Origin of the sequence: Pseudomonas sp. ANT_J28 (genome assembly GCF_008370005.1) — a bacterium.
In the GTDB taxonomy this organism is placed as follows: domain Bacteria; phylum Pseudomonadota; class Gammaproteobacteria; order Pseudomonadales; family Pseudomonadaceae; genus Aquipseudomonas; species Aquipseudomonas frigoris.
Map to the genome: position 1 here is coordinate 29550 of NZ_VOBM01000020.1, position 24100 is coordinate 53649.

A 24100-nucleotide genomic window follows, 5' to 3' on the forward strand; every position below is an offset into this window, starting at 1 on the left:
GTCGCGGCCGTCGACGCCTGGTGTCAGCGTTTACGCATCAGCCCGATAAAAAACAATCCACCAATCGCCGCTGTGGCCACGCCAATAGGCAAGTCCTCGGGGGTGATCAGGGTGCGTGCCGCGACATCCACCCACACCAGGAAAACACTGCCCAACAACACGCACACCGGCAGCAAACGCCGATGCTCCGCCCCGACCAACCGCCGCGCAATGTGCGGCACCATCAGCCCGACAAACCCGATAGATCCGCTGATCGACACCAGCACCCCAGTCATTAGCGAGGCAATCAAAAACACCCGCAATCGCACGGTGCGCGCATTGAGCCCGAGGGTCACCGCTGTCTGTTCACCTGCCATCAACGCGTTCAACGGTCGAGCCATTCCCAGCAACAACACCAACCCTAGCAACACGCTGGCCGCCGGCACGGCCAGCAACTCCCAACGCGCCAACCCGAGCCCACCGAGCATCCAGAACATCACCGCCGAACTCGCGCGGTGATCGCCGAGAAACAGCAGCAGATTGGCGATCGCCATCATCACGAAGGACACCGCCACGCCGCACAGCAGCAGCCGATCACTGTCCAGCCGTCCGTTGCGGTTGGCGATGATCAGCACGATCAACATGCTCAGCATCGCGCCGATAAACGCCGCGATCGGCAAGGTCAGCAAGCCGACGATTTCACCCACATGCAGCACTACGATTACCGCGCCTAGGGTGGCGCCTGAGGTGACCCCGAGCAAATGCGGGTCGGCCAGCGGGTTGCGCGTCACCGCTTGCAGCACCGCACCGATCAGCGCGAGCCCGGCGCCCACCAACGCACCCAATAGCATGCGCGGCACACGAATCAGCCAGACGATGTGTTCCTGCCCGGCGGCCCAGTCCGGCACGCCGAAACCGAAAATCTTGTGCAACACAATCCGCCACACCACATCCACCGGCACCCGCGCCGGACCGAAGCCCAGCGACACCACGCACGACACCAGCAACAGCGCACCGAGGGCAATCAGCAACAAGGCGTAGCGACGATTGATCATTCGCCGTGGAAACCCTTGGCCAGGGTTTCAACTGCCAGCACGTTGTCGATACCCGGCGTGGCCTGCACATACGGAATCACGATGAAGCGCTGGTTCTTGATCGCATCCACCGATTGCAGCGCCTTGTTGTTGAGCAGAAATTGCTCTTTCTGTTCGGCGGTGACTTCGCCGTAGTCGACGATCACGATCACCTGCGGATTACGCTCGACCACGTTCTCCCAGTTGACCCGGGTCCAACTCGCTTCGACGTCATCCAGAATATTACGCCCGCCAGCGGCGTCGATCAGCGCTTGCGGCATACCGAGGCGGCCGGAGGTCATGGCGCGGTCTTCACCGCTGTCATAGAGGAAGACGCGAGGTTTATCTGCCGGCAGGTCCTTGCGCACTTGGGCGACTTGCGCCTGCATCTGGGCGATCAAGTCGTTGGCGCGATCCTGCACGTCAAAGATTTTGCCGAGGTTGCGCAGGTCGTTGTAGGTGTCTTCCAGACTGGCCGGCGGACGCTTCATCACGAACGCGCAGGACTCGGTCAGCTCGTAGACATTGATGCCCAGCGGTTGCAACGTTTGCGGCGTCAGGTCACCCCCCACGCGCATGCCGTAATCCCAACCGGCGAAGAAGAAATCGACGTTGGCGTTGAGCAGGGTTTCCACCGACGGGTACTTGGCCGCCAGCTCCGGCAAGCCATCGAGGATGGTCTGCATCTGGGGCGTGACCGACTTCCAGCCGGTCACACCGCTATACCCGGCCATGCTGGGTTTCAGGCCGAGGGCGAGCATCATCTGGGTCATGTTGATGTCGTGGCTGACCGCGTGTTTCGGCGCTTGCTTGAAGGTCACTTCGCGGTTGCAGCTCTGCACGGTCAACGGGTAGTGAGTGGCCTCGGCAAATGCTTGGGCATTGCCCAGCAACACAGCGGCGCAAAGCAGGGAACGCAAAGTCATGGTTGAGTTATCCAGGTGATTCGTGGGTAGCCGTGCAAAGGATGTTCATCGATCAGCGCTTCGACGCCAAACACGTCGCGCAGCAGTGGGGCGGTCAGGACTGCTTTGGGCGTGCCGCTGGCGACGATGCGGCCGTGATTGATCACGTACAGCCGATCGCAGAAAGCAGCCGCCAGGTTCAGGTCGTGGATGCTCGCCAGGGTGCCGATTTTCAGGCGTTTGACCCGTTGCAGCAGTTCGAGCTGATAACGCGGGTCGAGGTGATTGGTCGGCTCGTCTAGGATCAGCATTTGCGGTTGCTGAGCCAGGGCGCGGGCGAGGATCACGCGCTGTTTTTCACCGCCGGAGAGGGTGGCGAAGGCATGATCCTCGAAGCCTTTCAGACCGACTGATTCCAGGGCCTGGGTTGCGAGTTTTCTGTCCTCCAGGGTGTCGCCGTCGAACAGACCTTTGTGCGGTGTGCGGCCCATGGCGACGACTTCGTCGACGGTCAGGCCGAAGGCGTCGGGGAATTCCTGCAGGACAACGGCGATGCGTTGCGCGCACCAGCGCGAGGATTGCTTCCAGACGTTGTGGTGGTCGAGCTTGACCTCGCCGGCCTCGGGTTTGCTGAAGCGCCAGGCACAGCGCAGCAGGCTGGTTTTGCCGCTGCCGTTGGGGCCGATCAAACCGACAAACTCACCGGGGAGCACGTGCAAGGTTGCATCACGCAGTTGGAACTGGTGATGGCAATGGCCGTGGCCCAAGGGTGTCCAGGCGAGGTTCGTGAGGTTCAGCGAGGTCATGCATTAACTCTGAGATTTTTGGTGCGGCTGATGACGCCTTCGCGAGCAAGCCCGCTCCCACATTAGAACGCGGTCAAATGTGGGAGCGGGCTTGCTCGCGAAGGGGCCTTTGAAGTCGGCCGGGAGATAAGCGCGGGAAGTCTACAGGTCCCTCTAAACCGCGCATCTCGCCTGTTTCATGATGAAGGTGAGGCCGATTCAGTTTGCCGATTGAATCGCGACAGCAGCACCCGATCCAGCAGCCAGACCACCACCAAGGACGCGCCCACCAATGGAAACGCCACCGCCAGTGCGAACATGATGACCATCGCGGTTTTCCATTTCGGCAGGTCGTGGCGCAGCGGCGGAACACCGAATTTTCCTTGTGGACGGCGCTTCCACCAGATCACCACGCCGCTGACGGCGCTGAGCAGAATCATCAGGCAGATCAGCAGCACAATGATCTGATTGAACGCACCGAACATTTTACCTTCGTGCAGCATCACGCCGATTTCCGTCGCGCGGGCGACGGCGCCGTATTGCGCGTAGCGCACGTCGGCGAGGACGTCGCCGGTGTATCGATCCACATGCAGCGTGGCGTCGTTGCGCGGGTCGTCGGCGAACACCGCGATGGTGAACACGCCAGTCGCCGTGGTCGGCAAGGTGATGCTGTAGCCCGGTTCGACCTGGCGTTGCGCAGCGATGTTCTGCACGTCTTGCAAGCTGATGGTCGGCGCGGCGGGGCCCGTTTGCGCGCCACCGTGGGCCATGTGTTCGGCGTGGTCGCCGGACATCGGCATCGGTGTGTTTTCCATCGCCCAAGGCACGGTCTGGCGGGTGGCGGTGTTGAGGCTGCGGGCCTCGACATCGGACTTGGGCACGTCATCCCACATCGCTGCCGGAAAGACATTCCACACTTCGGCGTATTGCTTGCCCCAGAACCCGGTCCAGGTCATGCCGCTGAGCAGCATCACCAGCAGCAACGACGCGCCCCAGAATCCGGTCACCGCGTGCAGGTCACGCCAAAGCACGCGACCGCGACTGCTCAAGCGTGGCCACAGGATGCCGGCCGCCTGGCCACGCGGCCACCACAGAAAGACGCCGGAGACCACTAACACCACGCCCCAGCCGGCGGCCAGTTCGATCAGTCGATCACCGGCGGTGCCGATCATCAATTCGCCATGAATTGCTCGCGCAACGGCTTGCAGATTCTTCTTCGCGTCTTGCTCGCCGAGGACATCGCCGTGGTAGGGGTCGACGAATACGTTGAGCTCGTTACCGCCATTGATCACGACAAATTGCGCGCTGCGTTCGGCGTTGATCGGTGGCAAATACTGCTTGATCGTGGCTTGTGGATAAGCCTCTTTCACCCGCTTGAGCAGGTCATCGGCCGGGACACTGTGATGCCCGGCCGGGACGTTCAAAAGGCTACCGTACATCAACGGGTCGAGTTGCGGCTTGAACAGGTAAATGATGCCGGTCAGGGCCAGCATCACCATGAAAGGCGCGACGAACAGACCGGCATAAAAATGCCAGCGCCAGGCCAGGTTGTAGAAATTCGGTTTGGGCTGTTTCATCGGTTGTGCTCCGCTTGGCTTGGATCTTTTGTTGTTGTCTGGTGACTGCTGCGCAGTCATTCGCGAGCAAGCTCGCTCCCACAGGTTCAACACTGTCCATGTGGGAGCGAGCTTGCTCGCGATGCTCTTAAAAACTCATGTCCACTTTGGTCCAGAGCGTGCGCCCCGGTTCTTTAATGGCTTGCGGGTCATTGGCCGGGTAGCCGAAACCGGCGTTGCCGGCCAGGTTCAAGTGCTCGGCGTACGCCTTGCCGAACAGGTTGTCGACGCCGCTGCTGACCTTCCAATTTTTGTTAATCCGATAGGCACCGTTGAGCGAGAACACGCCAAACCCCGAGGTCTTGTCGAAGTCCTTGCCAACGACGTTGCCCTTGTTCTGGTCGATGCGGTTTTGCGCCGCAACCACCCGCCACAAGGCCCCGGCGCTCCAGTTGTCTTCGCTGTAGGTCAGTCCGAAACGTGCGTCCAGCGGCGGCATTTGCGGCAGTGCGTTGCCATCGCTACTGTTTTTGCCCCAGGCGTAGGCCAGGGTCGCATCGGCTTTCCAGTTGCTGGTCAGCTTGTAGGCCGCACCCAATTCGCCGCCCATGATTCGCGCGTCGATGTTTTGTGCTTGCGAGGTCATGCCCATCATCCCGGGCGTGTAGTTGAACAGGATGTAGTCGCGCACCTGCCCGACGTAACCCGAGGCCCAGGCTTCGAGGTCTTCGGTCTTGTATTGCAGGCCGAAGTCGAGCTGGGTGGTTTTTTCAGGCTTGATCGCATCGAAAGCATTCACCGAGCCGGCGGGGCCCGACTTGGGCGAAAACAGCTCCCAGTAATCCGGGAAACGCTGGGTGTGACCGAGGCCGGCATACAGCGTGGCCGGACTGTCAGCCAGGTCATGCTCGTAACGGACGAAGCCGCTTGGCAGGGTGTCGGCACGGGTGTCGTCGGCAGTCGGGTTGGCGCGGGTCATCATTCCCGAGCCAATGGTCTGCCGGTAATCCTTGGCCGAAGCACGGTCCAGTCGCGCGCCGGTAATCAGCCGGTCACGGTCGGCGGCGTACCAGGTCAATTCGCTGAACACGCCGTAGTTGTGGAAGTCGGCGTCCTTGTTGCGCGGCAAGTCCTTGTAGACGTCGATGCCCATGGCGCTGCGCTGGCGATGTTCGCTGGTTTGCGCGTCGATGCCGCTGATCAACTGCACATCGGCCCAGTGCCAGGTGGCTTTGATCCGTGCGCCGAGGGTTCGACGGTCGACGTTGGAGGCCATCGGGCCGGCCATCATTCCGGTGCCGGACGGCGTGCGCAGGGTGTAGTTGTCCATCACGTGGTCGGCATAGTTGTAGTAGATCTGCGCCTCGACCTTGTCCAGCACATCGCCGATGTTCGACTTCTCGAGCCGCAGGCCCAGGCTTTCGCGCTTGAACTGCGAACCGTCCATGCCGCGTCCCGCGTAACGCGCTTCGCCATCGCCCTTGCCGGCGGTGAGTTCCAGCAGGGTGTCGGCGTCCGGGGTCCAGCCCACCGCGACGTCGCCATTCCACTTGTCGTAGCGCGACGGCACAGTGTCGTTGTTGCCGTCCTGGTAGTCGTCGGCATGCGCGGTGTTGCCGATCACTCGCACGTAACCCAATGGCCCGCCGGCAGCAGCGTCCAGCACTTTGTCGAAACGCCCGTTGGAGCCAGCCAGCACGCTGGCGTTCACCCGCGTGCCGAGTTCACCAAAGCTTTCCGGCTCACGGTCGAAGAGGATGGTCCCGGCCGACGCCCCCGGTCCCCAGAGCACGGTTTGCGGGCCTTTGATGACGGTCAGTTTGTCGTAGGTTTCCGGTGAGATGTATGAGGTCGGAGCGTCCATTCGGCCGGGGCAGGCGCCGAGCAACTGGCCGCCGTTGGTGAGTATGTTCAACCGCGAACCGAACATGCCGCGCAGCACCGGGTCGCCGTTGGTGCCGCCATTGCGCACCAGGGCGAAGCCAGGGATGGTTTTCAGGTAATCGCCACCGTCGCTGGCCGGCACCGGTTGGCGTGGGTCCTTGGGATTGGTGACGATGGTCAGTGGCGAACTCGGCGCGATGGCGGTGATCACCGTCGGGCTCAGTTCTTCGCTGTGACCGGCGTGTTCATCGGCCAATACCATCGGTGTCAGCAGGGCACCGCAAAGGAAGGCGGTGGCGTGCCTGAAACGAATACTGGATTCGTTCGGGGCAAAAGAAGCTTGGGCAGCGCTCAAGCGTGTGTCAGCAGAAAACCTGGACATGACAATTTCCATCGAACAGTCGTAAACGACACGGCCGGCAGCCTGCGGCTGTCTTCTAAACCGTGTGAGATCGGATGTGAGGGTTTACGCGTCGATGGGCGGGGCGCGGGTGCGGGCGCCGGGGAAGAAGGTTTGCCGGGCGTGGCCCAGGCGAGGGGAAGGCGTGGTGAAAGTGGTGGCTTTTGGCGTGTCGAATGCAACGAAGGACTGGCCGCCGGTCAGCGCCGGGCAATTGAACAGCAGGCTGCAATAGCCGCATTTTTCCCAGAACGCGTGATGTGAGGCTTTTGGCGGGCAGTGTTCGGCAGCGGGTTGTGCGCCGTGGTCGGCGTGATCCATTGCCGACATGTCCATGCTCATGTCCATCGACATGGAGGCGCGTTGATCCATCGGCATCGACTGAGAAATCAGCGGGCCGATAAAGATCATCAACATGGCGAACAGGCTGATCCAACTGCCGCGCGTCAGGCTCAATGGCTGACGGCGGTGTGCGGATGACCTGGCGCTAAGCGGGCGCATGGACGTTTTTGCTCAGTCGATTACTGGGCGTGGGCGTGCATCTGCATGCCTTCCGGTGGCTTCTTTTGCACCGAGACGTCGACCGTCACGTCACCGGATTTTTCGAAATGCATCGTCAGCGGGAAGTGTTTGCCGTCGCTCAACAGGCTGCGGTCTTTCAGGTTTACCAGCATCACGTGGTAGGCCATCGGCGCAAAGGTGACGTTGCCACCGGCAGGAATGTCGACGCTCGGCACCTGCTGCATTTTCATCAGATCGTTTTGCATTACGTGCTCGTGCAACTGGGCTTCGCCTGCAATCGGCGAGTCGACGCTGAGCAGTCGGTCGGCCGTTTTGCCGCCGTTGTGAATCACGAAATACGCCGCGACCGTTGGTGCGTTGGGCGGCAACTCTTGCGACCACGGATGAGCGATTTCCAGCTCCCCGGCCTTGTATTCGTGGGCATTGGCAAAACAGGCAGGCAGCAGCAACACAGCCAGAACGATGAGTTTGTTCAACATGGCAGTTCTCCAGAACGATTCAAAACGCAGGTCAATTGCGAGAAGGAATCACACCAGAGGGGAAGCGCGGGGATTAAGACTTGGCCATTGCTGGCGCGGTGTCGGTGTATCGAGAGAGGCGTGAGGCAGGCTTCGATTGGCCTCGAAACGCGCGAAATACAGTTGCGGCATGTGCCCGGGCAACGCCACCAGTGGCGCGGAACCTGAGCAGCACCAGCAATGTTGCATGTTGGAGTGTTCGTCACTCTGCGGGGCTTTCTGTTCGATATCGCCCAGGGAAATGGCCACCATCCTGGTGCCGCTGGAAGAACAGAAACTGCCCCACAACAACTGCTCGGCAGGCGATTTCGCCGTCTGCGTCATCGCTCCTGTCATCGGCATGGCGAGCATGTTGAACAGCACTGCGAAGCAGGCGATCCAGGCAAATGCGAGCCGTTGTCGGGACATGGGACAAATCCGGTTGGGTGGGCGAACAGGCGCGGCTATTTAGCCTGATCAGGGCCGATAAGTAAAAAAGCGGCGTGCGGTGTGGTGTCGCAGTGCAATCAGAGAGTGCTGGCGTGCAAGCGCAGACCCAAAGCTTTCATAACCTTCATGATAGTCGCGAATTCCGGATTGCCAGTGCTGCCCAATGCTTTGTACAGACTTTCACGACCCAGGCCTGCATCACGGGCAATCTGTGTCATGCCCTTTGCTCGGGCTATGTCGTTAAGGGCTGCGCGTATGAGCACTCCGTCGCCAGCATCCTCTTCAAAACAGGCGTCCAGGTAGGCGGCCATTTCTTCCGGTGTTTTTAGAAATTCGGCGGCATCGAAACGGGTGAATTGTTCGGCCATGATTTACTCCTCATTACCGATGTTTTGCGCCATTTGAATTGCGCGTTTTATGTCTCGTTTTTGAGTCGACTTGTCACCTCCCACCAGCAGCAGGTAAACCACTTCACTTCGGCGGGTGAAATACATCCTGTAGCCGGGACCGTAATGCACACGCATTTCATAAACAGTTCCGCCTACCGGTTCGCAATCACCAAAATTTCCATGCTCGGCAGCTCGGAGCCTAGCGATGACTCGAACTTTGCCAATGACGTCTCTCAGTGAATCAAGCCAATCGGCAAATGCACGGGATCGTTCGAAGTCGATCATGCTTGATCGTATTCCTTGGGATACAGGTTGGCAAGCCGCACGTTCCTCGGAGCGAATTTAGTCGTCCCTTAGGATGTAAGGTGGGTGTGCTTGTTAGGATCAGAGGGCTCGGACTATAGGATTGAAGCCATAGAGTGGATAGCCGGCTCCGTCCGAGAGTGTTGCCGGCAAAGTTGCAAGGTTATGGATATCTCAGGAATTGTCTTACACCGATAGGGCTTTCAGTGCTTCACTCACCGACCCAAACTCCCGATCAACCGACGGCAACACCGGACGCTGCAAAACAATCACCGGCACCCCACGCTCCCGTGCCACTTCCAGCTTCGGCTCGGTCGCGGTGCTGCCGCTGTTCTTGCTGATCAGCACATCAATCTGCCGACGTTCAAACAGCTCACGTTCATCTTCAATCAGAAACGGCCCACGCGCGCCAATCACTTCGCAGCGTTCGTTACCGGGGTAAACGTCCAGTGCACGCAAGGTCCAGAATTGCTCTGACGGAATTTCGTGCAGGTGCTGCAACGGTTCGCGGCCGAGGGTGAACAGCGGTCGCCGGAACGGTTTCAGCGCTTCGATCAACTCGGCCCAGTCGCTGACATCTCGCCAGTCATCCCCGGCCTGTGGTTGCCAGGCTGGACGCCTTAACGCCCAGCATGCAATGCTGCTCAACCGTGCAGCAGTCGCTGCGTTCTGGCTGATTTGTGCGGCATAGGGATGAGTTGCGTCCAGGAGCAGGTCGATCCCTTCGTCCCGAATGAACTGCGCCAGACCTTCGGCACCGCCGTATCCACCGACGCGGACCTGACAGGTCAAATCCGTCGGTACGCGCCCGACGCCGGCCAGGCTATAGATGTGTTCTGACCCGAGGGTCCGGGCGATGGCCAAGGCTTCCGTCACGCCACCCAGCAACAACACGCGCTTCATTGAAACGCTCCCGCATGGCCAACAATCCCGCCCTGGCGATCGATGGCGAATACTTCGACTTGAACCTGCGCCGGCACCACGCTGCGGGCAAACTCCAAGGCGTGCTGACACACCGCATCACCCAGGGCGATCCCGGCAGCGCTGGCCATTGCCAAGGCTTGCTGGCTGGTGTTGGCCTCGCGAATACCTTGCTGCAACGCCTCATCGGCGCCAATCGCAGCCGCCCACTCGGCCAGTTGCGGCAGGTCGATGCTCGAATGCCGGCTGTGCAAATCCATGTGCCCGGCCGCCAGTTTGCTGATCTTGCCGAAACCACCGCAGAGGCTGAGTTTATCCACAGGCACTTTGCGCAGATGTTTGAGCACTGCGCCGACGAAGTCGCCCATTTCGATCAGGGCGATTTCCGGCAAGCCGTAGACCCGGCGCATGGTGTCTTCGCTGGCATTGCCAGTGCACGCGGCGATGTGCAGGTAGCCGTTGGTTTTTGCCACGTCGATGCCTTGATGAATCGAGGCGATGTAGGCCGCACAGGAAAACGGCCGGACGATGCCGCTGGTGCCGAGGATCGACAGCCCGCCAAGAATCCCCAGGCGCGGGTTCATGGTTTTCAGCGCCAGCGCCTCGCCGTCCTCGACGTTGACGGTGACCTCAAAGCCGCCGCTGTAGCCGAGTTCGTCGGCCAGCAGGGTCAAGTGGTCGGTGATCATCTTGCGTGGCACCGGGTTGATCGCCGGCTCGCCGACACCCAGCACCAGCCCCGGTCGGGTCACCGTGCCGACGCCACGACCGGCGTTGAAACGGATGCCCGGTTCACTACTCAGTCGTACTTGAGAAAAAAGCAATGCGCCGTGAGTCACGTCAGGATCATCCCCGGCATCCTTGATCGTTCCGGCTTCGGCACCGTCGTTGATAAGTCGGCAAAACTCCAGGCGCATTTGCACCTGCTTGCCCTTGGGTAAAGCAATCTCGACGGCATCAGCACTCATCCCGCTCAATAACAAACGTGCCGCCGCCAGACTGGTCGCGGTGGCGCAGCTGCCCGTGGTCAGGCCGCTGCGCAGCGGTGCGGGTTGTTCGGCGGTTTCGTCACGCATCGAAGGGCTTCGTCATGTCCAGCAATGTAATCGGCAACGCCTGGCGCCAGGTGTCGAACTCCCCGAGCGGCTGGGCCTGAGCGACGTGAATGCGGGTCAGCTCACCGCCGTGGCGTTCACGCCAGGCCATCAAGGTAACTTCGCTTTGCAATGTAACCGCGTTGGCAATTAGCCGGCCGCCGGGTTTGAGTTGTGCCCAGCAGGTGTCGAGCACGCCTTCGCGGGTCACGCCGCCACCGATGAAAATCGCATCCGGACGTTCGAGCCCGGCCAAGGCCTGCGGCGCACAGCCGCGAATCAGCTGCAAACCGGGGACGCCAAGCGCATCGCGGTTGTGCTCGATCAACAGTTGCCGACCTTCATCGGCCTCGATGGCCAGCGCCCGGCAACTTGGGTGCGCGCGCATCCATTCGATGCCGATCGAGCCGCTGCCGGCGCCGACGTCCCACAGCAGTTCGCCGGGGATAGGGCCAAGACGCGCGAGCGTGAGGGCGCGCACGTCGCGTTTGGTCAGTTGGCCGTCGTGCTTGAAGGCTGAGTCCGGCAGACCGGCCAATCGGGAGAGGCGCGGCGTATTGGGTTCGGCGATGCATTCGATGGCGATCAGGTTCAGATCGGCGACCGCGGGATCGTTCCAGTCATTGGCCACCCCATCGATGCGTCGTTCGGCTGCACCGCCCAGATGCTCTAGCACGGTCAGGCGACTCGCCGCGAAACCGCGTTCACGCAGCAGCGCAGCAATAGCGGCCGGGCTCTTGCCGTCGTTGCTCAACACCAGCAAGCGAACACCGCTGAACAACTGCGCATTGAGTGCAGCGATGGGACGAGCAACCACCGAAAGCGTGACCACCTCCTGCAACGGCCAGCCCATTCGCGCCGCCGCCAGCGAGCAAGAGGAGGGCGCCGGGAGTACCTGCATTTCATCGCCGGGCACTTGCCGGGCCAGGCTGGCGCCGACACCAAAGAACATCGGATCACCGCTGGCCAGCACGCAGACCGGTTCGCCGCGCAGCGCCAGAACCGGTTCAAGGGAGAAAGGACTGGGCCACAACTGCCGCTCGCCTCGGATGCAGGCTGGCAGCAAATCCAGTTGTCGCTGGCCGCCAATGATCCGCGAAGCGCGCAGCAGGGCGTGTCGGGCATTTTTGCCCAGGCCCTTGAAGCCGTCTTCGCCGATTCCCACTACTGTCAGCCAGGGTGACATCTGCAGTCCTCAAAAATAGTCTTCAAACGAGCTGTTCCGACGGGCAGGCTTTTCATGCCGTCGAACAAAGCAGGCATAATACCGCGCCTTCGCCCCCTAAGCGCCTTTCCCACACAGCCGGTCGCCCCCTTGAACAAACGCCCGATGTCCTTAGCCTTACGCCCCTCGGCCTGCCCGGGGTTGCTGCGTATTGTCCAGGCGCTGGACGGCGGTATCTGCCGGATCAAGTTGAATGGCGGTTCGATCAGTGCGGGTCAGGCCGAAGCGGTGGCCATTGCGGCCGAACGCTTTGCCGCAGGCGTAATCGAGGCGACCAACCGTGCCAATCTGCAAATTCGCGGGATCGGCAGTGAACATGACGCCTTGATCGATGGCCTGATGGCTGCCGGGTTGGGGCCAAGCACCGCCGCTGGCGACGATGTGCGCAATTTGATGCTCAGCCCGAGTGCGGGCATTGATCGGCAGATGCTGTTCGACACGCGCCCGCTGGCCGAACAGATCCTCGTCACGCTGCAAAGCCGTGAACGCTTCCACGACCTCAGCGCCAAGTTTGCCGTGCAACTGGATGGCGGCGAAGGTCTGGCGATGCTCGAGCATCCTCATGATCTGTGGTTGTCCGCCACTGAGCGAGAGGGCGAGTTGGTTTTTGCATTCGGTCTGGCAGGGTGTCCCGTGGATTCGCCTGCTGGCTCGGTGTCATTGGAACAGGGTCATGCGTTGGTGGTTGCGGTGCTTGAGTTGTTTCTTGACCTGGCGCGTCTCGATCAAACGCGCATGCGGCATTTGCTCGCTGAATGCTCGCTTGACGAATTTCTCTCCCGTCTGGCCGAGCGTGTGCCGCTGATGCCCATCACGGGTTGGCAGCGCAAGGTAAGTCCGGGTGTCTTGCACATCGGCGCTCATCCACAGCGTGAGGCCGAGCGTGTGTATATCGGTGCGGTGCCGCCGCTGGGCCGTCTCAATCCCGCGATGCTCAGAGGCGTTGCACAACTGGCGTGTGACCAGGGTGACGGCAGCCTGCGCTTTACGCCTTGGCAAAGCCTGTTATTGCCCGGTGTTCATGCCGACGATGCGCCGCAAGTTATCCACAGCCTTGAACAGCTCGGTCTGCGTTGCTCGGCCGACGATGCCTTGGCGCATCTGATCGCCTGCACCGGCTCGACCGGGTGCGGCAAAGGCCTGGCCGACACCAAGGGCGATGCCCGAGAACTGGCGGCGCTGCTGCAACGTCACGGCCAGGCACTAAGCGTGCACCTATCCGGCTGCCAGCGTTCCTGCGCCGCCGCACACATCGCACCCATCACGTTGCTGGCGGTTTCTCCCGGTCACTACGACCTCTATTTTCGCGATGCAGCGCAGCCGGGTTTCGGCGCGCTGCACGCACGCAACCTTACTATTGAAGCGGTCGCAGCCTTGCTCGACGCCCGCTCACGGAGCCCCCTTGATGCTTGATTACATCCGCGACGGTCAGGAGATCTACCGCAACTCCTTCGCGATCATTCGTGCCGAGGCCAACCTCGAGCGTATTCCGGCCGACCTGGAAAAACTCGCGGTCCGTGTGATCCACGCCTGCGGCATGGTCAACGCCATCGACGGGCTGCAATTTTCCGAAGGCGCGGGCAAGGCCGGACGTGATGCGCTGGCCGCCGGTGCGCCGATTCTGTGTGATGCGCGGATGGTTTCCGAAGGCGTGACCCGGACACGCTTGCCAGCGAACAATCAGGTCATCTGCACTCTGCGCGATGACAGCGTTCCGGAGCTGGCCCGTGAGTTGGGCAACACCCGCTCCGCCGCCGCGCTGGAGCTATGGCGCCCGCACCTGGAAGGCAGCGTGGTGGTGATCGGCAACGCGCCGACCGCGCTGTTTTATCTGTTGGAAATGCTCGACGCCGGCGCGCCGAAACCGGCACTGATCCTCGGCTTCCCGGTGGGCTTCGTCGGCGCCGCCGAATCCAAGGCAGCGCTCGCGGCGGACAGCCGCGGCGTGCCCTTCGTCATCATGCAAGGCCGGCTGGGCGGCAGCGCCATGGCCGCCGCCGCCGTCAATGCCCTCGCCACGGAGATCGAATGATGCAGCAACCTGGACGTTTGATCGGCCTGGGCGTCGGCCCCGGTGATCCGGAACTGATTACCATCAAAGCCCTGCGTCTGCTGCGCGAATCGCCGGTGGTGGCGTACTTCGTCGCCAAGGGCAAAAAGGGCAATGCCTTCGGCATCATCGAGGCGCATTTGCAAGACGCGCAAACGCTGCTGCCGCTGGTGTATCCGGTGACCACCGAAGCATTGCCGGCGCCGCTGTCGTATGAACAAGTGATCAGCGATTTCTACGATGCAGCCGGCGAAGAACTTGCCGCGCACCTGGACGCTGGCCGTGACGTGGCGGTGATCTGCGAAGGCGATCCGTTCTTCTACGGCTCCTACATGTACCTGCACGATCGGCTGGCCGAGCGCTATGAAGCCGAAGTCGTACCGGGCGTTTGCTCGATGCTCGGCGGCGCCTCGGTACTGGGCGCGCCGCTGGTGTATCGCAATCAGAGTTTGTCAGTGCTGTCGGGTGTGTTGCCCGCCGACGATCTCAAGCGTCGTCTCGCCGATGCCGATGCGGCCGTGATCATGAAGCTGGGGCGCAACTTCCCCAAGGTCCGTCAGGTGCTCGAAGAGCTCGGGCTGGCGGAGCGTGCGTTGTACGTTGAGCGCGCGACCATGGCCAATCAGAAAATCGTCCCGCTGGATCAGGTCGAGCCGATGTCCTCGCCGTACTTCTCGCTGATCATCGTGCCGGGCGAACGGTGGCAAGGCTGATGGCCCGTCCAGTTCCGGCGATTGTCATTCTGGGCAATGGCAGCCTCGCGACCGCGCGCAAGATTGCGCAGCTGTACCCCGGCGCATTGATCCATGGCCTGGCCGATCGGGTGGAAGGCGCGGACCGCGTCTATCACGAGTTCGGCGCCACCTTGCGTGAGTTCTATCAACAGGACACGCCGATCATCGCCTTGTGTGCGGCCGGCATTGTGATCCGCACCCTGGCGCCGTTACTGCTGGAAAAAGGCGCCGAGCCGCCAGTGCTGGCCGTGGCTGAAGACGGCAGCGCCGTGGTGCCGCTGCTCGGCGGCCTCGGTGGCGTGAACGTCATGGCGCGCGAGATTGCCGCCGGTCTCGAGGTTGCTGCGGCGATCACCACCAGCGGTGAATTGCGCTTCGGCACCTGCCTGCTCAATCCACCCAGCGGTTATGCCCTTGGCGATCTGGAACTGGGCAAGCGCTTCGTCTCGGATTTGCTCGCCGGCCAAAGCGTACGTGTCGAAGGAGCTGCGCCGTGGCTGGCGCAGGCGCAGTTGCCGCAAGATCCTCACTCGCAGCTGTCGATCCATGTCGGCCATGCCGAGCGTGCGCCTGCGGCCAATGAATTGATGATTTACCCGCGCAATGTGTTGGTGGCGGTGAGCAATGAGGTGACGGGGCTGCCAGGCGCCATTCGCGCGACCCTGCATCAAGCGAAAATTGCCGTGCAATCGGTGGCCTGCCTGTTGGCCAGCGATCTGAACATGGCCAGCACGGCATTGCGCGAAGCGGCACTTGAACTGGGTGTACCTCTGCGGTTTGCGTCGGTCAGCGGCGGCGTTAGCGAGTTGTCCCGCCACACCGTGCCGAACGCTAACATCGTGTCAGCGGATCCCGGCATTGCCATCGCGGTGGCCACTCAGCCGCTAGACGTTGCGCAGATCGGCCGTGCACGCGGTCGTTTGGCGGTCATCGGTCTGGGCCCTGGCGCCGCCGAACTGATGGTGCCAGCGGTCAAGGCCGAACTGGCCAGGGCCACCGACGTACTCGGCTACGAAACCTACGTGCGCATGGCCGGGCCGTTCCGTGAAGACCAAGTACTGCATTGCACTGACAACCGCGAAGAAATGCAGCGTGCCCGCCACGCCTTCGAGCTGGCGGCGCAAGGCCGTTCGGTGATTGTGGTGTCGTCCGGTGACCCCGGTGTGTTCGCCATGGCGGCGGCAGTGCTTGAAGCGTTGCATGAGTCGAGTGAGCCGAGCTGGCACAGCGTCGATCTGGAAATCCTGCCGGGTGTTTCCGCTTCGCTGGCGACCGCTGCGCAGGCCGGTGCGCCGCTGGGGCATGACTTCTGCGTGATGTCGCTGTCGGACAACCTCAAGCCCTGGGCGATCATCGAGAAGCGCCTGGACCTGGCCGCCGAAGCCGATCTGGCGCTGGCCTTCTACAACCCGATCTCCCGCGCGCGGCCGTGGCAATTGGGCCAGGCACTGGAAATCGTCGGCCGGCATCGCACGCCGGAAACGGTCGTGGTGCTGGGTCGCGACATTGGCCGTCCTGGCCAGACGCTACGGGTTACCACGCTCGGTGAACTGACCCCCGACCAGGTGGACATGCGCACCATGGTGCTGATCGGTTCGTCCACCACCTGCGTGTTCCCTCGTGCCGAGGGTGGCGAGTGGGTGTATACGCCTCGTTGGTATGGCGAAAAACCGACCAGCTAAGCCATGGCGGTCAGTTCTGCTGACCGCCACCGCCCCTCGACCGCGTAAGATTGTTCACTGAAAGACACCGGAAACACGCTCGTATTGAAGTCGTAAATCGGCGGCGCGAGTGTTGAACTGTCGTGCCCGCGCATAAGTTTTTTTACTTCCGTTGTTTTCATGTTATGAAACAGTCGTTAGAGGCCTTGGTCCTTCTTGACGTGCGCAGTTTGTAAGTGTGTGTTAGGGCGAAAGATTAATAGTTACACTTGCTCTATGGGTTAAGTGTAATTAATTAATTGCTTAAGTGTGTAGTTGAAGTCTTGGTTGTTATCAATTAGTGTTTTTCCGGTCTGGTGAGGGCTGGCGCTGTTGGGTGTTTGTTGCTTCCTCAATAGTCTTCGGCTCTTTCTCGAGTGCTTTTCACATTTAATTACGAAGTTGAAATAATGTCCGAATTTATCTGCCGGGCGTGTCGCTTCGCGTGTGGATATTTACTTATTGAACGTATTTGATTGAAAAGGGTGTGACGCGTTATGAGCTATAGGGATGGCAAGGCAGCGGGCTTCAAAGAATTTATCGGCCTTTTTAAACTGGTTGAACTTGAAAAGGCACTGCAGGACTTCAATAAAACACCCGAATATGAGGCGATCATTCGGTATTACTTTGCGTGTATCAATACGCTCAAGCCTGAACGGCAACTGGAGCCGATCGGGTTACTCAAGGAGGCCCTGGCAGCGTTACCCGGGTCTGAAGTACGTCGTCGGCGTGCCTCCGAGTTGGAGTTGCCGGTCGGTCCCGGTGCCAACCAGGCACCCGATCTGGCGGAGATCTACGACCGGGTCGAAGGGTTTCAAGGGCGTTTGAATAGTTATGTCGCGTTATCCCAATCCACCCCGATCGACGTGCCGAAGAACCTTCACTTCGTTTGGCTGGGCGGGGGGGTGGGGAGTATTCAGCGCGACTACATCAACGTATGGAAGCAAGTGCTGAGTCATCAGGGCTATACGTTGAAACTTTGGTATGACAGTGATGCATTGCTCGCCCACGAAACCACTCGGGTCATTGTCGAGGCGGCAAAAGCTGATGCCATGACTCAGGGGGGGCAAGCGGTTAGCGATCCGCAAGAACTTTCAACCCTGTACGAAGAACGCGCCATCGCACTCAAGACCCAGATGTTTGCGCATATCAAAGAGGCGGTCGAAAAAGGCGGGAAAGCCGATGAAGCAAGAATTGACCTTCTGGTGCGCGGCTACGGTCAAGATGAGATCGCGCTGAAAGCGCTGCTAGATAAAAACCTTCGAAGCATTTCCATTGAAGGTTTAGAGCTGCGGGATGTGAGGGATGAAAAATCTTCGTTTCGGTTGAAGGATATCTACGAGCGTGAAATCGGATTACGGGGAAACCTTGCGGCTGCCTCTGATGTTGTGCGTGTCGAGGTGGTTTTGGCCGAAGGCGGCTTGTACTCCGATGTCGATAACCTGCCGCCCCTGAGCAACACACTGGGTACTGTAGATATCAGCCAATTGACCCCCCGTGCTCGCTTGGGCGTTTTGCAATTACTGCTTGATCAGAATCCAGAGTGGATGCCGGGCCGACAGGCAAGCAAATATTCAAACCATTTCGAGAGTATCCCGCAGGAACATCGTGCAGCATTGGAACAATTTGCCAAAAGCAGTCCTTCGCTCAATGACGTTTTTCTTCCCCCTCGCGAACGCCTTGTACGTCCCGATGGTTTGCGGGCAGTATTTGACTCTAGCAGTCTGAACAATGCGTTTCTGATGGCGCACGCAGGTTCGAAAACACTAGAAACTGTGCTCGAGCGTTTCAGAGCCAATTATGACTATCTCGATAGCGTTACACGGCTGGCCATCAAGAACGGTGTCTCTTTTTCAGATGTTGAGGCGATGATCGGGGTGGCACGTGAAGTTGCGCTGCAACGTTTTGGCGTGCTGGAACAGATGGCGGAGCTGGAAGAGATAGCGGTGGAAAAATTAATGAAGGGAGTCGTCGGTTATTTTGCCGATGGCATCCTTCCAGAGGGTGATAGCACCATCTATATGACGGGGCCAGCGGCGGTACGTCATGGCATGGCCGAGGCACAGAAAATGCCTTACACCTTCCAAATGGCCGAACGCTGGAACGCAGAGGCCATACTCGCAGATGGCGTCAACCGTTTTACCGAGGAGGAGCAGGACCACTCCTGGAAAGTCGCCGAGGGTAACTCGAATCAATGGCTGATCGGTGAAAAAAAGCACTGGCAGGAGGGAAGGTTCAAGGCCCGTTATGCCGGTGATGTCACGCAGTTGCTCAAGTACCAGAGCATTGATTTCGAAGAAGGATGGCCGGTCATCGAAGGTCGTCATGTGTTGATCACCGACCTGTTGCAGCAACTGGCTGATGATCTGGGTGAGCCATTTCGCCAGGCGATGAGTCAGCGCCACAACGGCAGCGTGACGTTTGAACACTCATTGTCCCTGAGCTTCGATGACCGGCAAGCGATCATCGCTCAGGATGCCAGCATCCGACCCCCGGCTTCCCTCCTGGACGCGGCGACACAAACTCTGTCGATGGATGAACTGCTGAGCCAGGTCGGCAAAGACCCGCTTCTCACCCTGAATCTAAACCCGCTGCAACGTCTTTTGCTGGGTGGCCTGTTGGGGGTCAATGCACTGGATAACCAGCATTTTGACGTCGCCAGTGCAACGCTTGAAAACCTTTCCAATACGATGGAGGAGTTGGGGGTCAGCCACCGTTACGGGGTCATTGAACGGGAGCTGTTCAAGCAACGTCACCCGGCTTTCCTTGCGGGTTTGACGGGGGCTTCCAATCCGCCCGTGGCCCTGTCCGAAACCAGTGTCGAACTCAAGAAACAGGCACTCGAACGTCCGCTGGCCCTGAAGGAGTGGGGACGGTTGGTCGCCAGAATTCAGCAAGTGTCGAAGCTCGAATACCGCGACCGGATTGGCGAACGAATCGGTGAAGTGCTGGAGAGCTTTGATTACGGCAGTTTCAAATTGGTGCCCCAGGATTTGTTGCTCGAAGGAGCGGGCGATCGGGTTGCCGGACGCTGTTACCCGCTGGCGCTGGCCATGGCTGCTGCGCTCCACAAAGACAGCACCGCGGCCAACACTTTGCGGGAACGCTTTTACCTGGCAGTTACCGAACCTGAAGCCGCCGACTCAAGGGCGTTTGTGAGCATGATCGAGGAGCTGCGTGACGCCCCTGTCAGTGAAATAGGCAAGCCATTGATGCGCTCCGATCTGACTGAGATCGTAGCGATGCTGGAAGAAAAAACGGCCACCACCACCGTGATGCTCAACTCTGACAACCACTCGATGCTGGTTGCAAAAACGCTAGAGGGGCCGCATAGCACTTACCTGCTCTACGATCCGAATTTCGGGATCTTCGAGTTTGCGACTGCCTCGGAGTTCGGTGAGGCGCTGACGCATTTTTTCATCCGCAAGGAGATGGCCAGGCATTACGCCGCTTTTGGGGATGTGGCGCGGCCGACCTTTGATCTGATTGAACTCAATGGTGCCGGGCTGAACGCCACGGTGCTTTCGTCCGGTGTTCAGGTCTCAAGCCTGTCGGAGCCAGGCGCGTTGCCGGAGCAAACGGCGCCGCGGGTACGACAACGGTTGGCCAGTGCCCGCGGGCAGTCGTTGGTCAACAATGCGGCCCTGGGCAGTTCATTGCTGGAACTGGACGCGCACTGGTGGGGTGGGCAGATCGCGCAGGCGACACGGCAGTTGCAGGAGCAACACGGGCTGGCGTCGGATTCTGTTGCGTTGTTCGAGACACTGGAGATAACTCCGACAGGGGAATACACAATCAGTCTGGTCAACACCGATGCCGGGCAGACCATTGAGCGTGTCACCACCCGCGATCACCGGTTCCTGAGAATTAAAAACTTCCTCTCCGAAACCTTCCATTCATTGGCCGCTCGCCCGCGTGCGCCGGTCAATCGGCTTGATCCGACGGACGCCGGCAGCGTCCATACGCTCAATGCCGGGTTCACCGTACAAGCCTTGATGAACGTACTGCGTCGTCACGAGAGTGCAGCGAGCGGTGGTGACAAGGCCCTGACCACCGCCATTCGCCTGCATGCCTACGTCAACTATGCCCAGCTGGCCCATGGCAACGTAGTGGACGTTATTGGTGTGATCAAACTGGTCCGCCAGGCACTGGACGATGAAAAGCTGATCGCCAGGACCAGCGCGCCGTTAGTGCGCAGGGCGTTGGGGCATATCGCCAATGAAGGGGTCGGTACGGTATTGGGGATGGTGAATGTCGGGTTTGATATTTACCAGTTGAGCCACGCCACCAATGAGATTGAAAAAGCGCAGTTCGGGACGCAGTTGGCCTTCGACTCCGCGAGTGCGGTGTTGGGCGTAGCGGGTCTGGGGGCAGCCCTGGCTGGCGCGGGTACGGTGGCCGCAGTGCTGGGGGGGCGCCGGGGTAATTCTTGGCGGGTTGGCAGTGGGCGTTACTGCGCTGGCCGAAGGTTTTGCGACGATTGCGGAGGAAGCCAAGGAGGTCGCGCTGTTTTTTGATGGGCTTGAAAAGTCGTATGTACAAGGCGGCTACTACCTGGACAAGGCGTCGAATGCCTGGATTGCGCATCCCTTGGTTGTGTTTGCCGATTTGGATTTGCGCGCATCCACCGTCCATTTCGACAGCCCGAAATTGTTCCCGCTTCGGGACCATTTCGGGGTCCCGGATTTCGACGTGGATTACAACCGCGCCGTCGATATTCGCCAAGGCCTTGGGTTACCGAACTCGGCACGTTTTTCACCACAGGCAGGACAGACGATCGTTCTGCCCTGCAGACCAAAAACCTGGTACGGCTACGAATACAAGTTGCTGCCGTTTGTCACGTTTCGTCATGCCGGCGGGTACGACACGGCACGTCGACTGGAGAAAAAGAACAAACAGGGGCAATGGCAGTTTCTGTTTTCGTTCTACTCGTTTCCCGGCGAGTACGTGGTCAACCGGCTGAACCCGGTCTACAAACCAACGGTATTCAACGTTCGTCTCGATAACGTCGAGCGTTCACTGGCGGTACCTGCGCTGCCGAAGGTGTGGCACGGGCTGGTGTCCTACCGGGTAGAAGGCGCAGGAGCTCAATGTTCCATGCTGCTCAATCCCGGGGTAAGCCTTGAACTCGCCGCACCCGGTCACATTGCTATGCAATGGGTGCTGCTGACTCCATGGCTGGCGGAGACAGACATCCGGATAGAAGCGGGGGGACGCCTTGTTTCGGGGACGCTGGATGTGACGTTCAGTGGCGCTGGCGTTCACCATGTGTTGCTCAAGCTGTCGAAAAACAAAATCGTGCGTGTAGATCTTGCTGCCCGGCGGCTGGAGGTTGTCGAAGAAGAGGCCGATCCGGCCCTCGGAGAACAAGCGTTGCTGGATCACTTCAAGACACTGACCCATGAACATCGCCTGGCCACGTCTTACACCCCCGTTCGCAACTTCGTGGTGCCGTTCGAAAAGCCGGACGAACCCAGGACGGTAGTCGCGTATTACGACTCGGCTCAGGATCGTTTTCTGTACATCCGCGACCCGAATGTCCTGTTGTCCGATGGGGTGATATTGGGCGCGGTGCTGGAGGATTCGGCTTACTTTTATCACCCCGAGAGTTTCGATGTCTGGCAGGTCGATGCCATCACCGGGACGCTGGTTCAGCACTATCGTTTGCTTATTAGAGATAGCCTGGCGATTGTCCGCTGTGAGGCCGTGACCAATGGCGGCATTCAGATCGTGCAGCAGCTCACGGGAAAGGACGGCCAGCGCGATGAACTGACCTATGTGATCCATGATCGGGCCGTGTTACTCAGCTCGATCACTCGCGGTCAGGATCCTGCGTTGCAGGTCGTTTTGGAGGCTGACACGCTGAAGGACTGGAAGCAGGTGCTGGGTGACTATGTGTTGCTGGCAGAGTCCGCCAATACAGTGAACTGGCGTCCCGGTGCACTGGTTTCGATTTGTTGGCAGATCGATGCCGAGTTGCGGGATCTGGTCTGGGTGCGCAACGGTGACGGGTTGATTATTCGTGCGCCTGCCAGGCGTCACCGCGAGCGGGGATGGGCAGACTCGATCAAGGCCTTGAATGATCTTCTGCTCATCGCCCCTGCCGGTGCCGAGGGCGAAGTGTTCGTTACCTACGACAAGCCTCACAGAAGGCTCGTGCGACAGCAAAGGTCGATGGTGAAGGGTCGCGCACAATGGTCGTCCAGCAACATCTCCCCCCCGGGGCTGAAAAATGTTGTCGCCGTTGAGCGGGACTATCTCGCCTTGACCGACTCCGGTTTGTTCTTTGACATTACGCCGGACGGGAATCTGAGATTTGGCGGGCTGACCGAGCACTGGTTCAAAGGCAAAACCCAGTGGTGGTCGGCGCTGGCAACGGTTGCGTTGCAATACCCGGTGCCGAGTTTTGCCATCCTGGGCTTGGCCGGTTTCAAGGGCGGTTTGTGCGCCTGGTACTCGGGTGGTCGGCTGCTGCTCGCTGAAATGGGGCACGGCAAAGAAGTACGGTTGCTGAGTATTACTCCAGACAATCAGGCCACCTGGCTGTTCGATCTTTCAACCGGCAAGATTGTCCGTCAGGGTTTTATCGATCCAGACCACTTGAGCACGGCATTTGCCCAAGGAACGAAACTGTTACTGGCTGAGGCATTGCCAGTCCCGACGCAGGAATGGGCGAGCTGGACCTTTAGCGACGTGACAGTGGAAGGCTCTGGACTGAGCGCAACGACGCTTGAAGGTGTGGAGGTGGATTTACAGTACAACGAACCGGTACGGATTACGGGCGTTGACAGCCATTGGGTCGCTGCACTGGAAGGTGAATTGAGTGAGGGCCTGGCGGCGCTGGCGAACGAACATCGATGCGCCGATTTTCTGTCCATCAAAGACCCTGACTACCAACAATGGTACGTGGTCCGGACCGGACGGTTGATCCGCATTCCGAAGTCCGCTATTGCTGCGCAATTCACGCTCGTCGGCACCCAGCATCAAACCAATGTGATGCTGCATGACAGCGGGGATGGTTTTTTGCACACCTATCCGCAAAACAACAGGGTCGGGCCGCTCGACTATGTCCAGCGAAACGCCGAAGCACTGGTGGTCGAGGGGGCGAAAACGCGTACGGACCTGCTCCCGTTGATTGCCGATGATGTCAGGATCCTGGTGCTCAAAATGGGTCAAGGTTCAACGACCTGTCGGCTTACCAGAGCCGCATGGTTGAAACTTGAATCGGTCATTGTCGATTGCCGCCATTCGCTCGACCACTCGCCCTCGGTTCCGGGAAAACTGATCTGGGATATCGTGGTTGCGGATCAGTTGTGGGCGAGCCGGGTCGATGAGCACTTGGTGATTGTGGATGCGGACAGCGGACACAGTTTGATCTTTCGCGACGTATTCTCGACCGATGTCGTTTTGCAACGGAACGTATTTCTGGCGATGAGCGGCTATCAGTCTTTCGCGGTGTCAACACTGGTGAGTGCCCTGGTTGCCAGGAAAGGCAGTACGAGCAGTGTGTTACTCAAAGATATTTTGCCCACCGCAATAGTTGAAAAAATAGGAAATTGAGTTCTGACAGCCAATCACACATTGAACCTGTTCGATGTGTGATTGGCTGTCGGCTTTTTTCCAGACTGACACG

At 59.8% G+C, this 24100-nt stretch carries 19 protein-coding genes; 6 read left to right on the forward strand and 13 right to left on the reverse strand.

Going from position 1 to position 24100, the window contains the following annotated elements; genetic code table 11:
• Nucleotides 1-23 precede the first annotated feature (23 nt).
• The 13 genes from FQ187_RS15730 to cbiE all read right to left on the reverse strand — a co-directional run bounded on the left by FQ187_RS15730 (nucleotide 24) and on the right by cbiE (nucleotide 11944).
• Nucleotides 24-1034: an iron ABC transporter permease gene (locus tag FQ187_RS15730; RefSeq protein ID WP_149630200.1), complete on the reverse strand. Its 1011-nt coding sequence runs from the start codon at nucleotides 1032-1034 to the stop codon at nucleotides 24-26.
• Nucleotides 1031-1978, reverse strand: a complete 948-nt coding sequence (locus tag FQ187_RS15735) for an ABC transporter substrate-binding protein (protein ID WP_149630201.1) — start codon at nucleotides 1976-1978, stop codon at nucleotides 1031-1033. Before FQ187_RS15735 ends, FQ187_RS15730 begins: the two co-directional genes overlap by 4 nt.
• Nucleotides 1975-2763, reverse strand: a complete 789-nt coding sequence (locus tag FQ187_RS15740) for an ABC transporter ATP-binding protein (RefSeq protein WP_149630202.1) — start codon at nucleotides 2761-2763, stop codon at nucleotides 1975-1977. Before FQ187_RS15740 ends, FQ187_RS15735 begins: the two co-directional genes overlap by 4 nt.
• 176 nt (nucleotides 2764-2939) lie before the next feature.
• A complete protein-coding gene (locus tag FQ187_RS15745) occupies nucleotides 2940-4319 on the reverse strand; it encodes a PepSY domain-containing protein (protein WP_149630203.1) in 1380 nt (459 codons plus the stop codon).
• A 127-nt stretch (nucleotides 4320-4446) separates the two neighbouring features.
• Entirely contained in the window at nucleotides 4447-6564 is a 2118-nt protein-coding gene (locus tag FQ187_RS15750) for a TonB-dependent copper receptor (protein ID WP_149630204.1), read from the reverse strand.
• Nucleotides 6565-6648: 84 nt separating this feature from the next.
• Complete coding sequence (locus FQ187_RS15755; protein WP_149630205.1) at nucleotides 6649-7083, reverse strand: DUF2946 domain-containing protein; 435 nt, start codon at nucleotides 7081-7083, stop codon at nucleotides 6649-6651.
• Between the two features lie 20 nt (nucleotides 7084-7103).
• The gene (locus FQ187_RS15760) at nucleotides 7104-7583 is read right to left on the reverse strand and encodes a copper chaperone PCu(A)C (RefSeq protein WP_149630206.1); all 480 of its coding nucleotides are present in this window, start codon (nucleotides 7581-7583) and stop codon (nucleotides 7104-7106) included.
• 48 nt (nucleotides 7584-7631) lie between these two features.
• Complete coding sequence (locus FQ187_RS15765; RefSeq protein WP_149630207.1) at nucleotides 7632-8030, reverse strand: DUF2946 domain-containing protein; 399 nt, start codon at nucleotides 8028-8030, stop codon at nucleotides 7632-7634.
• Between the two features lie 98 nt (nucleotides 8031-8128).
• On the reverse strand, nucleotides 8129-8419 hold the full coding sequence (locus tag FQ187_RS15770; protein WP_149630208.1) for an addiction module antidote protein: 291 nt from the start codon (nucleotides 8417-8419) through the stop codon (nucleotides 8129-8131).
• Nucleotides 8420-8422: 3 nt separating this feature from the next.
• Nucleotides 8423-8725 carry a type II toxin-antitoxin system RelE/ParE family toxin gene (locus FQ187_RS15775; RefSeq protein ID WP_149630209.1) on the reverse strand — a complete coding sequence of 101 codons (303 nt, stop codon included), beginning with the start codon at nucleotides 8723-8725 and terminating at the stop codon, nucleotides 8423-8425.
• Between the two features lie 204 nt (nucleotides 8726-8929).
• Nucleotides 8930-9646 carry a cobalt-precorrin-6A reductase gene (locus tag FQ187_RS15780; RefSeq protein ID WP_149630210.1) on the reverse strand — a complete coding sequence of 239 codons (717 nt, stop codon included), beginning with the start codon at nucleotides 9644-9646 and terminating at the stop codon, nucleotides 8930-8932.
• Nucleotides 9643-10740, reverse strand: coding sequence for a cobalt-precorrin-5B (C(1))-methyltransferase (locus FQ187_RS15785; RefSeq protein WP_149630211.1), 1098 nt, complete (start codon nucleotides 10738-10740; stop codon nucleotides 9643-9645). Before FQ187_RS15785 ends, FQ187_RS15780 begins: the two co-directional genes overlap by 4 nt.
• Nucleotides 10733-11944, reverse strand: a complete 1212-nt coding sequence (gene cbiE, locus FQ187_RS15790) for a precorrin-6y C5,15-methyltransferase (decarboxylating) subunit CbiE (RefSeq protein ID WP_149630212.1) — start codon at nucleotides 11942-11944, stop codon at nucleotides 10733-10735. Before cbiE ends, FQ187_RS15785 begins: the two co-directional genes overlap by 8 nt.
• Nucleotides 11945-12088: 144 nt before the next feature.
• Here cbiE and cobG point away from each other — a divergent pair, with 144 nt between their 5' ends.
• From cobG to FQ187_RS30750, 6 genes are all read left to right on the forward strand, one after another.
• The gene (gene cobG / locus FQ187_RS15795) at nucleotides 12089-13396 is read left to right on the forward strand and encodes a precorrin-3B synthase (protein WP_306108654.1); all 1308 of its coding nucleotides are present in this window, start codon (nucleotides 12089-12091) and stop codon (nucleotides 13394-13396) included.
• Nucleotides 13389-14015 (forward strand): precorrin-8X methylmutase, encoded by a 627-nt coding sequence (locus FQ187_RS15800; protein WP_149630214.1) that lies wholly within the window; start codon nucleotides 13389-13391, stop codon nucleotides 14013-14015. The genes cobG and FQ187_RS15800 overlap by 8 nt, the downstream gene beginning before the upstream one ends.
• The gene (locus tag FQ187_RS15805; protein WP_149630258.1) at nucleotides 14015-14746 is read left to right on the forward strand and encodes a precorrin-2 C(20)-methyltransferase; all 732 of its coding nucleotides are present in this window, start codon (nucleotides 14015-14017) and stop codon (nucleotides 14744-14746) included. Before FQ187_RS15800 ends, FQ187_RS15805 begins: the two co-directional genes overlap by 1 nt.
• Nucleotides 14746-16449, forward strand: coding sequence for a precorrin-3B C(17)-methyltransferase (gene cobJ, locus FQ187_RS15810; protein ID WP_149630215.1), 1704 nt, complete (start codon nucleotides 14746-14748; stop codon nucleotides 16447-16449). Before FQ187_RS15805 ends, cobJ begins: the two co-directional genes overlap by 1 nt.
• 515 nt (nucleotides 16450-16964) lie before the next feature.
• On the forward strand, nucleotides 16965-20984 hold the full coding sequence (locus FQ187_RS30745; RefSeq protein ID WP_306108655.1) for a TcdA/TcdB catalytic glycosyltransferase domain-containing protein: 4020 nt from the start codon (nucleotides 16965-16967) through the stop codon (nucleotides 20982-20984).
• Entirely contained in the window at nucleotides 20911-24027 is a 3117-nt protein-coding gene (locus FQ187_RS30750; protein ID WP_306108656.1) for a TcdA/TcdB pore-forming domain-containing protein, read from the forward strand. The genes FQ187_RS30745 and FQ187_RS30750 overlap by 74 nt, the downstream gene beginning before the upstream one ends.
• The last annotated feature ends 73 nt before the right edge of the window (nucleotides 24028-24100 follow it).